The organism is Dactylosporangium sp. NPDC000244 (assembly GCF_040300725.1).
GTDB lineage: Bacteria > Actinomycetota > Actinomycetes > Mycobacteriales > Micromonosporaceae > Dactylosporangium.
On sequence record NZ_JBEPEH010000003.1, the window covers coordinates 295208 to 306274 of the forward strand.

At 73.5% G+C, this 11067-nt stretch carries 12 protein-coding genes and 1 riboswitch; of the genes, 1 reads left to right on the top strand and 11 read right to left on the bottom strand.

All coding sequences use genetic code 11. The annotated features are described in order from the left end of the window. Nucleotides 1-33 precede the first annotated feature (33 nt). The 11 genes from ABT369_RS06160 to ABT369_RS06210 all read right to left on the bottom strand — a co-directional run bounded on the left by ABT369_RS06160 (nucleotide 34) and on the right by ABT369_RS06210 (nucleotide 10077). On the bottom strand, nucleotides 34-831 hold the full coding sequence (locus tag ABT369_RS06160; RefSeq protein ID WP_350610598.1) for a cytochrome c oxidase assembly protein: 798 nt from the start codon (nucleotides 829-831) through the stop codon (nucleotides 34-36). Continuing rightward, complete coding sequence (locus ABT369_RS06165; protein WP_350610599.1) at nucleotides 828-1331, bottom strand: DUF2243 domain-containing protein; 504 nt, start codon at nucleotides 1329-1331, stop codon at nucleotides 828-830. The genes ABT369_RS06160 and ABT369_RS06165 overlap by 4 nt, the downstream gene beginning before the upstream one ends. A gap of 84 nt (nucleotides 1332-1415) precedes the next feature. Continuing rightward, complete coding sequence (locus tag ABT369_RS06170; protein WP_350610600.1) at nucleotides 1416-1970, bottom strand: hemerythrin domain-containing protein; 555 nt, start codon at nucleotides 1968-1970, stop codon at nucleotides 1416-1418. Between the two features lie 73 nt (nucleotides 1971-2043). Continuing rightward, nucleotides 2044-2856 (bottom strand): hypothetical protein, encoded by an 813-nt coding sequence (locus ABT369_RS06175; protein WP_350610601.1) that lies wholly within the window; start codon nucleotides 2854-2856, stop codon nucleotides 2044-2046. 282 nt (nucleotides 2857-3138) lie between these two features. Further along, a riboswitch (cyclic di-AMP (ydaO/yuaA leader) is annotated at nucleotides 3139-3282 on the bottom strand. 171 nt (nucleotides 3283-3453) lie between these two features. Next, complete coding sequence (locus tag ABT369_RS06180) at nucleotides 3454-5151, bottom strand: glycerol-3-phosphate dehydrogenase/oxidase (RefSeq protein WP_350610602.1); 1698 nt, start codon at nucleotides 5149-5151, stop codon at nucleotides 3454-3456. A 20-nt stretch (nucleotides 5152-5171) separates the two neighbouring features. Beyond that, nucleotides 5172-6650, bottom strand: a complete 1479-nt coding sequence (gene glpK, locus ABT369_RS06185; protein ID WP_350610603.1) for a glycerol kinase GlpK — start codon at nucleotides 6648-6650, stop codon at nucleotides 5172-5174. Beyond that, entirely contained in the window at nucleotides 6643-7461 is an 819-nt protein-coding gene (locus ABT369_RS06190; protein ID WP_350610604.1) for an MIP/aquaporin family protein, read from the bottom strand. Before ABT369_RS06190 ends, glpK begins: the two co-directional genes overlap by 8 nt. A 73-nt stretch (nucleotides 7462-7534) precedes the next feature. Next, the gene (gene pspAB / locus ABT369_RS06195; RefSeq protein WP_350610605.1) at nucleotides 7535-8104 is read right to left on the bottom strand and encodes a PspA-associated protein PspAB; all 570 of its coding nucleotides are present in this window, start codon (nucleotides 8102-8104) and stop codon (nucleotides 7535-7537) included. Then, nucleotides 8101-9015, bottom strand: coding sequence for a zinc metalloprotease HtpX (gene htpX / locus ABT369_RS06200; protein WP_350610606.1), 915 nt, complete (start codon nucleotides 9013-9015; stop codon nucleotides 8101-8103). Before htpX ends, pspAB begins: the two co-directional genes overlap by 4 nt. 10 nt (nucleotides 9016-9025) lie before the next feature. Next, a complete protein-coding gene (gene pspAA, locus ABT369_RS06205; RefSeq protein WP_350610607.1) occupies nucleotides 9026-9304 on the bottom strand; it encodes a PspA-associated protein PspAA in 279 nt (92 codons plus the stop codon). After that, nucleotides 9301-10077: a PspA/IM30 family protein gene (locus ABT369_RS06210; protein ID WP_350610608.1), complete on the bottom strand. Its 777-nt coding sequence runs from the start codon at nucleotides 10075-10077 to the stop codon at nucleotides 9301-9303. Before ABT369_RS06210 ends, pspAA begins: the two co-directional genes overlap by 4 nt. Nucleotides 10078-10271: 194 nt before the next feature. Between ABT369_RS06210 and ABT369_RS06215 the strand changes: the two genes are divergently transcribed. After that, nucleotides 10272-11066, top strand: coding sequence for a polysaccharide deacetylase family protein (locus ABT369_RS06215; RefSeq protein WP_350610609.1), 795 nt, complete (start codon nucleotides 10272-10274; stop codon nucleotides 11064-11066). The last annotated feature ends 1 nt before the right edge of the window (nucleotide 11067 follow it).

Here is an 11067-nt window from a genome sequence, read left to right on the forward strand (position 1 = left end):
CTTCCCCGAGGGCTGGTCGACCCCGCGACCGGCTCACCGGACGCCCTGCGCAACCGCCGGCGCATCACCGACCTGCTCGCGTGACCCGCTCCGGGCGGGACCGGGGCGCCAGGTCGTGACCAATGCGAACGCGAGCAGCAGCTCGGCGATGTCGCCGGCGTAGTACATGAGCGCGGCCCCGCCGTGCCGCTGGGCGGCGGGCACCGCCGCGCCGGGCAGGAACAGCCCGGCGTAGAGGAGCTGGGCCAGGCTCGCGTGCACGGCGATCGCGACGCCGAGCACGACGAGCCGGAGGCGGACCGAGGGGCGGAGGGGCGCCAGGTCCGGGCCGGCGATGACCCAGGTGAACAGGCATCCGGCGAGCAGCATGTGGGCGTGGACGAGCTGGTGCAGGCTGGGCTCGCGCGTGGTGGCGGCGTAGAGCGGGGTGCCGTAAAGCACGATCAGGCCGCCGGAGGTGACCGTCAGCGCCGTCCACGGGCTGCCCAGGAGCCGGACCGGGCGGGTGCGCAGCAGCCGGGTGAGCCGCCGGCCGGTCGGGGCGGGCACGGTGCGCAGCAGCAGCGTCCCCGGCGCGCCGAGGACCAGGCCGAGCGGGGCGAGCATGCCGGTGAGCAGGTGCTGCAGCACGTGCGTGCGGAAGTCGCCGGGCGGCCACGGCGATACGGCCGGGTCCAGGCCGGCCGCCAGCAGGCCGGCGCCGGTCAGGAAGAGTGCCGAACGCCACCAGGGCCAATGGCGGCGGCCGAGGCTCGCCATGGCGTCGTAGCCGACCGCGCCGGCGAGGACCAGGACGGGCAGCAGGCCGACGGCGGGATGGGCGTGGCTCACCGGGCGCGGTCTTCCGGCCGGGCCGAGTGCTGCAGCAGCCAGCCGGCGGCGACCAGGACGGCGCCGAGCGCGAGGAAGCCCAGATCCCACCAGCGCTGGTCGGGGCCGCCGTGGACGTGGTGGATGCCCAGGATCTGATGGTCGACCGTGCCCTCGACGAGGTTGAAGCCGCCCCACCCGACCAGCATCCAGCCCCACAGGGTGCGCGAACCCCACACCCGCGCGCGTCCGGCCGCGATCCGGGAGTACAGCAGGGCGAGGCCGATCAGCACGGCCAGCCAGGTGCAGGTGTGGAACAGGCCGTCCCACAGTGTGTTCACCCGCAGGCCCGCGAGCGTGTCGGCCGGATACCTGGTGGTGCTGCTGAGCATGTGGTGCCACTGCAGCAGCTGGTGCAGCAGAATGCCGTCGACGAACCCGCCGAGGCCGGCGCCGAGCACGACGCCGGGTAGCACGATGCCGCGATCCGCCCGGGTGGCGTCCGTCTGCGTACCCGTCATGGCGACGCGAACTACCCACCGCCCGGCACCTGACACAACCGCCTCCGGGCCCGCACCGGTCGCGCCGGTGCGGGCCTTCGCGGGTCAGGTCCTGCGCAGAGCGTCCCGGATCTTGTCGAAGACGGCGATCGGGGGACCGGCGAGCAGGTTCACCGCCGCCGACTCACCCGCGGCCGGGTGCGGCCGGGTCGGCGCGACCTTCTCGGCGGCCTCGAACACCGAGGCCATCCGTTGCAGCTTGTCCGGCTCGACGGTGCGCCGCAGCTGCTCGAACTCCTCGACTTCCTCGCTGGCGGCGTGCTCGCTGACGTCGGCCGCGAACGCGCCGAGCCGCTCGTCGAACCCCGGGTGGTCGACGCCCAGGTCGTACAGTTCCGACAGGACCTGCTTGGCCTCGGACTCCTCGCGGAGCCGGGCGTCGACGACCTGGTCGCCGCGGTCACCCAGCGCCCGGCGGGCCTCCGGGTGCACGATCTGCTCCTCAGCGCTCTCGTGCACGGCGAGCAGCCGGACCAGGTCGAAGAACAGCGTCCGCTTCTGGTCGCCCTGCGCGCTGGCGACCCGGTTGAACAGCGCCTTGATCTCGACGTGCTGGTTCATCAGGACGTCGACGACGTCCCGGTGCTGAGTCTGGGTCACGCGCCACCTCCTTCGTCTCCGCAGCCGACTACCCGCCGCCCCGGCCGCCTAACAACCCCGGGACGTGGGTGGATCACGGCACGGCGGTGACGATCTGCTCGGCGAGCGACTGCCACTGGGCGTAGGCGTCCGGGAACGCCGACACCTGGACCGTCTGCGCCGCCACGGTGATCGCCATCTGCTGCCAGCCGGAGACGTCCACGAGCGCGTTGTAGAAGCGGCGCGCGGACTCCGCCGGGTTCATCAGCTCCGTGACGGTGCCCCAGTTCGGCCGCTGCTGGAACAGCCCGACGGAGTCGTGGTCGCTGCCCACGCCCTCGTTGGGCAGGTTGAGCGACTCGGGAACGTTGGAGTTGGCGAGGTTGTGCAGGTGGCTCTCCTGCAGCGCGGTGGAGATGGCCACGACGAACGCGCGGCTGGGCAGGCCCATCTGCTGTCCGGTGCGGATGATCGTCACGGCGTTGTTCATCTCGGCCTGGGTCAGCTCGCCGACCGCGGCGATGACCGCCGGCGTCGGCGCGGCGGTCGTCGGCGCGGCGGTGGCCGTGCTCGGCGGCTGTGCCGTGGTGCCCGCCGTCGACGGCTTCGCCGGGGCGCTGGCCGCCGCCGACGGTTGCCGGCTGGGCGTGTCGCCGGTGCGTGCCTCGCCGCGGGATGCGCGGTTCTCGGCGTCGGCCGCCCGGTCGTCGGCGCGCTGGGTCGCCGACTCGTTCTGCGCCACGGCCAGCGCGCTTGGGCCGTGTGAGTTGAACAACAGCAGCGCGCCGATGACGGCGAACGCTACGACGGCGGCCGCGGAGTACAGGGCGATGCCCCGGCGGACCGGGAGGCGCCGGCCGGACGGTTCCTGCCGCCGGTGCCGCCCGGTGGTCTCATCGGCCGGCACGGGCGCACCTCGTCCGGAGCGAACGGTTCAGATTGTCGGGATGGTTGGGTTTGTTCGGGTGCTGCACGGAAACCTCGACAGGGTTCGACTCCGGGCCGGGGGGTCCGGTGCGGAGCAAGGGAATGCGCAATCGACCGTCCACTCGGGACAGTGGCGGTCGGGGCGTTGCGGTGGGGGCGGGGTCCGGGGCCGGAGGGTCAGCCGATGTGGCGATCCGGGCGCGCCGGCGGGTCCGCTGGGCGATGGGCCGAGGTATGGCTCCGCGAGAGGGCGTGCATGTACTGCTCCTTCCGGTGCCGCCTACCGGGTTAGCTGACGGATTCGGGCGGGAGGATCGCCCTACCGCGCGGCGCGTGGCCACGCGGATTCACCCCAGTGATGCTTGGGTCCCCGGCTCGTTCGAGTACGACTCGGCGGGCCGCCGCGCCGTCACCGGAACGGTGACGATCACTCGCGGCGAGCCTCATGACCATAGCGGCTTCTCAAGCGCAGGTGAACCCCTCGATCGGAAGTGCCGAGATGCGGCGTGCACCCCGGCCACCTGCGACTTTGCTCAGGAAACGGCGCCGATCGAAGGGAAGTTGATCGATGTATGCGTCAGACGGCCTGCACCACCGGCACCACGTCGGGGGCCTCGCGGCGGATCCGCTCGGCCGTGCGGTCGTCGGGCTGGGTCTGGGAGGCCCGCTCCGCCTCCACGCGCAGCCGGTAGCTGTCCACCTCGCGATCGACCTGCTCGGCGGTCCAGCCGAGCGCGTCGGCCATCAGCATGGCCACGGGGCGAACCGCCGTCATGCCCCGGTCGAACGTCTCGATCGAGATGCGCGTGCGGCGGGTGAGCACGTCCTCGACGTGCCGGGCGCCCTCGGCCAGCACGGCGTAGCGCACCTCCGCCATCAGGTAGTCGTCGGCGCCGGGCACCGGCCGCGCCAGGTGCGGGTCGGCGGCGAGCAGCTCCAGCACCTCGCGGACGAGGCTACCGTAGCGGCCGAGGAGGTGCTCGATCCGGGCGACGTGCAGGCCGCTGCCGGTCGCGAGCGCGGCGCGCTGGTTCCACAGGGCCGCGAAGCCGTCCGCGCCGACGAGCGGGGTCTGGTCGGTGCACGATGGGGGTACCGCCCTGTCCAGCCCGTGTACCGCGGCGTCCACGGCATCGGCGGCCATCACGCGGTACGTGGTGTACTTGCCGCCCGCGACCGCGACGAGCCCGGGCACCGGCGTGACGACAAGGTGCTCGCGGGACAGCTTGGAGGTGGGCTCCGACTCCCCGGCCAGCAGCGGGCGCAGGCCGGCGTAGACGCCCTCGACGTCGTCGTGGCGCAGCGGCGTGGCGAGGACCTGGTTGATCTCGCTCAGCAGGTAGTCGATGTCGGTGCGGGTCGCGGCCGGATGCGCCTTGTCCAGGGTCCAGTCGGTGTCGGTGGTGCCGACGATCCAGTGCCGGCCCCACGGGATGACGAACAGCACGCTCGTCGCGGTGCGCAGGATCATCCCGGTGGAGGAGCGGATCCGGTCGCGGGGCACGACCAGGTGGATGCCCTTGGAGGCGCGGACGTGGAACTGGCCGCGCTCGCCGATCATCGCCTGGGTGTCGTCGGTCCAGGCCCCGGTCGCGTTGACGACCTGCCGCGCGCGCACCTCGAACTCGCGGTCGTGCTCCAGGTCGCGCACCCGCACGCCGGTGATCCGGCCGCCCTCGCGCAGGAAGCCGATGACCTGCGCGCGGGACAGCACGTGCGCGCCGTAGGCGGCGGCGGTGCGGGCCACGAACAGGGTGTGCCGGGCGTCGTCGACCTGCGCGTCCCAGTACTGCACGGCGCCGACGAAGCTCTCCGGGCGCAGCGCGGGGCAGGCCCGCAGCGCGGCGCGGCGGCTCAGCTGGCGGTGGCGCGGAAGGGCGCCTCGTTCGCGCCCGGCCATGGTGTCGTACAGCGTGACGCCCGCGCCGACGTAGCCCCGCTCCCACACGTGGTGGGTGAGCGGGTAGAGGAACGGGACCGGCCTGACCAGGTGCGGGGCCAGGCGCCGCAGCAGCAGGCCGCGCTCGCGCAAAGCCTCGCGCACCAGCCGGAAGTCGAGCATCTCCAGGTAGCGAAGGCCGCCGTGGACGAGCTTGCTCGACCGGCTCGAGGTGCCGCTGGCGAAGTCGCGCATCTCCAGCAGCCCGGTGGTCAGGCCGCGGGTGACGGCGTCGAGGGCGCAGCCGGCCCCGACCACGCCGCCGCCGATGACGACGACGTCGAGCTCGGTGCCGGTCAGGGCCGCGACGGCCTCGTCCCGGGCGGTCGGTGACATGGTGCCGGTGTCGTACACGCTCAGGCCCCGATCTCGATCCAGTCCATGGTCCGCCGGACGGCGTCGTGCCAGTGCCGGTAGCCCTCGGCCCGCTGCTGCGGCGACCAGGTGGGCTCCCAGCGGTGCGATTCCTGCCAGTGGGCCCGCAGCTCCTGCGTGTCGCTCCAGAAGCCGGACGCGAGCCCGGCGGCGTAGGCGGCGCCCAGCGCGGTGGTCTCGGCGACCACGGGTCGGCTCACCGGCACGCCGAGGATGTCGGCCTGCAGCTGCATGCACAGGTCGTTGGCGGTGACGCCGCCGTCGACCTTGAGCACGTCGAGGGCCACCCCGGAGTCCTGCTGCATCGCCTCGACGACGTCGCGGGACTGGTAGCAGATCGCCTCCAGGGTGGCGCGGGCGAGATGGGCGTCGGTGTCGTACTGCGACAGCCCGACGATCGCGCCGCGCGCGTCGGCCCGCCAGTAGGGCGCGAAGAGGCCGGAGAAGGCGGGCACGAAGTACATGCCGCCGTTGTCGGCCACCCGGGCCGCGAGGGTCTCGCTCTCGGCCGCGGTGCCGATGATGTGCAGCCGGTCGCGCAGCCACTGCACGGCCGCGCCGGTGACGGCGATCGAGCCCTCGAGCGCGTAGACCGGCGGTTCGGAGCCGAACTGGTACGCGACCGTGGTGAGCAGCCCATGCCGCGAGCGCACCGGTTCGGTGCCGGTGTTGAGCAGCAGGAAGTTGCCGGTGCCGTACGTGTTCTTGGCCTCGCCGGGCGCGAAGCAGACCTGCCCGACGACGGCCGCGTGCTGGTCGCCGAGCGCCGCGGTGAGCGGGATCCCGTCCGCCGTGCGGCCGAAGACGGCGGGGTCGCACGACGGGTGGATGCGCGGCAGCATCGCGCGCGGCACCCCGAAGCAGGCCAGCAGCTCGTCGTCCCAGTCCAGCGTCTCCAGGTCCATCAGCATGGTGCGGCTGGCGTTGGTCACGTCGGTCGCGTGGACCCGGCCGCCGGTGAGGTTCCACAGCAGCCAGGTGTCCATGGTGCCGAAGAGCGCGTCGCCGCGTTCGGCCGCCGCCCGGGCGCCGTCGACGTGCTCGAGGATCCACTGCAGCTTGCCGCCGGAGAAGTACGTGGCCGGGCGCAGGCCGCTCTTGCGCCGGACGAGCTCGCCGCGCCCGTCGCGGTCGAGGGCCTCGGCGATGCTGTCCGTGCGGGTGTCCTGCCAGACGATCGCGTTGCCCAGCGGCGTGCCGGTACGCCGGTCCCACACCACCGTGGTCTCGCGCTGGTTGGTGAGGCCGAGAGCGCGGATGCGGTACCCCTGGAAGGCCTTGCCCGCGACGAGGAGCGCGTTGCGCCGGATCTCGTCCGGGTCGTGCTCCACCCAGCCGGCCCGCGGCAGGATCTGGCGGTGCTCGACCTGGTGCTGGGCCACGACCGCGCCGTCGTGGTCGAACACCATCGCCCGGGTGCTCGTGGTGCCCTGGTCGATCGCCCCGATGTAGTCAGCCACTGCTGATGTCCACCCTTCCCGGCTCGCGCCGCCGGACCGGCAGGTAGCGCCCGATGGCGAGCCGGTACGCCCAGGCACCGAGGATCCCGCCGGCGATCGGGGCGACGATCGGCACCCAGAAGTACGGATAACCGGTCTGGTCCTCGAACGCGCCGCCGTAGCCGGTGAGGAACGACGCGACCCGCGGCCCGAAGTCGCGCGCCGGGTTGATGGCGTATCCGGCGGCCGAGCCCCAGGCCATGCCGATCACCACGACGATGAGCCCCACGAGCAGCGGCGCCAGGTTGGCCCGCGGCGCGTTGTTGCGGGCGTCGGTCACGGCCATGATGAGAAACAGCAGGATCGCCGTGCCGATGATCTGGTCGAGGAACGCGTTGCGCACGTCGACCGGCAGGGTGCCGTTGCCCGGCAGGGTCGAGAACACGATCTGCGTCTTGATGGTGTGCCGCGGGTCGGCGGCGTGCAGGATCGACCCGTAGTTCCAGCGCACCAACAGGGCACCGGCGAACGCGCCGAGGGTCTGGGCCGCGGAGTAGGGCAGCACCTTGCGCCACTCGAAGCCGCCGAACACCGCGTACGCCACGCTCACGGCGGGGTTGAGGTGCCCGCCGCTGAGACGCCCGGCGACGTACACCCCGAACGTCACGCCGAGGCCCCACGACCACGCGATGCTGTCGTGTCCGCCCAGCCCGCCGGCGATGACCTGCGCGACGGCGCCGCATCCGAAGAGGATGAGGACCATCGTCCCGGCGAACTCCGCCGCCAGCTCCCCGGCCAGCCCGCTCTCGCGCAACCAGCGCACCGCAGCCATGCGCCGCGGACTACCCCGCTGCACCGGGCCTACACCACGCCGACACCGGTGTGCCGAACCCCGCACCGGGGGCCTACAGCGCCGGGGTCGTCCAGATCGGGAACCAGCGGCTCAGGTCCGACTCGACCGGAAGCTCGCCGCCGAGCTGCGCGCGGACCTGGAGCTCCAGGGCGTTGTCGCGGGACTGCGCCCCGGAGGGCGCGAACGGGTAGAAGGTGCCGCGCTTGAACAGGTAGACCAGGCCGAGCCGGCGGCCGTCGGCGCCGGTGAAGCCGGTGACGGTGCACAGCAGGCTGGGGCCGTAGCCGGCGTCGGCGAGGGTGCTGTTCACCGCGTGCAGGTCGGTGACCAGGCCGGCCAGGTCGTCGCGGTCGCGCCGGCCGGCGATCCAGGTGTAGCCGTACTCGTCTCGGCTGGTGGCCACCCGCGCGGCCTGGTCGGCGGTGAGCAGCGACAGGGCCTCGGACTCGGCCCGGGCGGCGGCCGGGCCCTCGGCCGTCTTGAAGCAGACGGCGCCGACACCGGTCGGCTCGAGGTCGAGGGCCGCCTGCAGGGTGGTGGCCGCGGCCGGCACCGCGAACAGGGCGTCGAGGTCGGGCTGGACCGGTCTGGTGCGCCCCAGCAGCGCGTCGAGGAATCTCATGCCTCCGGTGCCGCCCTCTCGAGTTCGGTCGAGATCTCGGCCAGCTGGTCCAGGCGCCGCTGCAGGGTCGGATGCGTGGAGAGCAGGGTCGCCAGGCTCGGCCGGGCCCCGACCGCGGGGGTGAAGAAGAACGCGTTGAACGCCTGCGCGGTGCGCAGGTCGCGGGTCGGGATGCGGGCCATCTCGCCGGTCACCTTCGTCAGCGCGGAGGCGAGCACCGAGGGCCGGCCGGTCAGCGTCGCGCCGGCGCGGTCCGCGGCCAGCTCCCGATAGCGCGACAGGGCACGGATCAGCAGGAAGCTCAGCGTGTACACCACCGCGGAGACGGCCATCACCAGTACCAGCAACAGGTATGTCTGGTTGTCTCCGCGCCGGCGGCCGCCGAAGAGCTGCGAGTAGAACATGAAGCGGGTGACCATGCCGGCCACGACGCCGAGGAACGCGGCGAGCGTCATGACCGCCACGTCTCGGTGGGCGATGTGGGACAGCTCGTGGGCCAGCACCCCCTCCAGCTCGTCGGTGTCGAGCCGGCGCATCAGGCCGGTGGTCACGCACACCACCGCGCGGTCGGTGTTGCGGCCGGTGGCGAACGCGTTGGGCAGGTCGGTGTCGGCGACGGCGACGCGCGGCTTGGGCATGTCGGCCGCGGCGCACAGCCGGTCGATGACGCCGTGCAGGCGCGGCTGCTGCTGCGGGTCGACGATCCGGGCGCCCATGCCGGCCAGGGCGATGCGGTCGGAGCACCAGTACTGCACGGCCATTACACCGCCCGCGATGACCACGATCGCCACCCACGAGCGCAAGAGGGTCACGAGGACGGCGATGAAGGCCACGTACACCAGCCCGAGCAGGAACACGGTCAGCGCCATGCGCGCGGTCAGGCGGCGGTCGGGGCGGAATCGGGTACGCATCGGGTGCTCCTCAGCCCGGGATGAGGCCCTCGTCGCCCAGCAGCGCGGCCACGTCGGCCAAGTCACTGTCGGGTGCGGGCAGGACCAGCCCCGAGGCGGTCAGCTCGTCGTCGGGCACGCCGGTGCCGCGCGCCCGGACGGCGGCGAGCAGGTCGCCCAGCCGGTCGTGGAACGCGGCCCGGTCGCCGGTGTCGACGGCCGTCTGCACCGCGGCGTCGAGCTCGTTGAGCTCGACCAGCGCGGACTCCGGCACGCGGTACTGGCCCTCGCCGAGAATTCTGATGATCATCGCCGGGCCTCCTCGTCCGACGGCCCCGCCTCAACCGCGCGGGGCTGCGGTCCGCTGCCGACGGCCGGCACCGACCGGCCCGCCTTGAGCGCGGCGAGCTCGCGGTCGACGCCCTGGTCCCCGCGCGCCGCGTCGAGGGCGGCCTGCAGGTCGTCGCGGCCGGCGGTCGTCGCGGTGGCGTCCTGCAGCGCGCCGGAGGTGAGCAGCTCGTCGATCGCGCCGGCGCGGGCCTGCATCTGCGCCGTACGGTCCTCGGCGCGCTGCACCGCCATGCCGACGTCGCCCATCTCCTCGGAGATGCCCGAGACCGCCTCGCCGACGCGGCTCTGCGCCTCGGCCGCGGTGTAGGTGGCCTTGATGGTCTCCTTGCGCGTGCGGAACGCCTCCACCCGCGCCTGCAGCCGGGTGGCGGCCGTGGTGAGCTTGGCCTCCTCGCCGGTGAGCGCGTCGCGCTGGGCGCCGATCTCACCCATCTGGGTGGCGACGGCGGCCCGGCGCGTGAGGGCCTCGCGGGCGAGGTCGTCGCGGCCCATGTCGACCGCCTCGGCGGCCTGACCCTGTAGCCGGTCGGCGGCCTGCTGCAGCTGGGCCAGTTGCAGGTCGAGGCGTTTGCGGCTGGTGGCGACGTCGGCCACGCCGCGGCGCACCTTCGTCAGCATCTCGAGCTGGCGTTCGTAGGAGTAGTCGAGCACCTCGCGCGGGTCCTCGGCCCGGTCGAGGGCCTTGTTGGCCTTGATCCGGAACAGATCGGCCAGGCGGCGGGAAATACTCACGGCACCCGTCCTTTCCTCTCGATGCCGTTCGGCCCGGTCGCACGCCGCGCTCCGCGGGCGGGACGACGGTGCGACCCCATGTGCGACCCCATCTCCAATCTTGCTTCGCCGCCGGCGCCGATCGGCCCCGGTTTCGGTGCCACCGCCGCGGGTAGCGGCCCGTCCCGATCGTTCCCGGCCATGTGGAGGAGTGCATGAGCAGACGGCTCCTGGCGGTGAGCGTGTCCGCGGCCGCCGTCGTGCTGCACGCGGGCCCCGCGGTGACGGCGCTGCCGCCGGTCCGCCGGCACCTGCCGGCGCTGAACGGCGCCGGTCGGCCCGGCACCGTCGCGCTCACCCTGGACGACGGCCCGGACCCGCGTTCCACCCCGCACTTCCTCCGGTCGCTGGCCCGGCTGGGCATCCCCGCCACCTTCTTCGTGCTCGGCGGCATGGCGGCGAGGTCGCCCGGCCTGCTGCGCCGCATCCACGAGGAGGGGCACGAGATCGGCGTGCACGGCTGGACCCACCGCAGTCACCTTCGGATGAGCCCGGGCCGCGTGCACGGCGAGCTCGCCCGCACGGCCGAGCTGATTCTCGGCGCCTGCGGAGCCCCGCCCCGGTGGTTCCGCCCACCGTACGGCGTGCTGTCCGCCGGAAGCCTCGTCGCGGCCGCCCGGCTCGGCCTGCGCCCGGTGCTCTGGAGCGCCTGGGGCCGCGACTGGGAGGCGGGCGCCACCACCGCCACCGTGCTGGCCCACCTGCGCGCCGGCGGCATCAGGGGCGGCGCCACCCTGCTGCTGCACGACAGCGACTGCGCGGCGGTGCCCGGCTCCTGGGGCTCGGCCCTCGGCGCGCTGACGTCGATCGTCGGCGACGGCGAGCGGCAGGGGCTGCGATTCGCCCGCATGAGCGACCACCTCCGGTGGGGTGAGCGACGGCCGGGCGTGCCGGATGCCGGACCGCCACCAGGAACTGCCGCGAAGGTTACGAGCGCGGATCGCGGGTAGC

Coding starts and splice junctions, on each gene's coding strand:
- ABT369_RS06215 (WP_350610609.1), top strand. CDS start 10,272: ATGAGCAGACGGCTCCTGGCGGTGAGCGTGTCCGCGGCCGCCGTCGTG.
- pspAA (WP_350610607.1), bottom strand. CDS start 9,304: ATGATCATCAGAATTCTCGGCGAGGGCCAGTACCGCGTGCCGGAGTCC.
- ABT369_RS06180 (WP_350610602.1), bottom strand. CDS start 5,151: ATGTCACCGACCGCCCGGGACGAGGCCGTCGCGGCCCTGACCGGCACC.
- ABT369_RS06190 (WP_350610604.1), bottom strand. CDS start 7,461: ATGGCTGCGGTGCGCTGGTTGCGCGAGAGCGGGCTGGCCGGGGAGCTG.
- ABT369_RS06165 (WP_350610599.1), bottom strand. CDS start 1,331: ATGACGGGTACGCAGACGGACGCCACCCGGGCGGATCGCGGCATCGTG.
- htpX (WP_350610606.1), bottom strand. CDS start 9,015: ATGCGTACCCGATTCCGCCCCGACCGCCGCCTGACCGCGCGCATGGCG.
- pspAB (WP_350610605.1), bottom strand. CDS start 8,104: ATGAGATTCCTCGACGCGCTGCTGGGGCGCACCAGACCGGTCCAGCCC.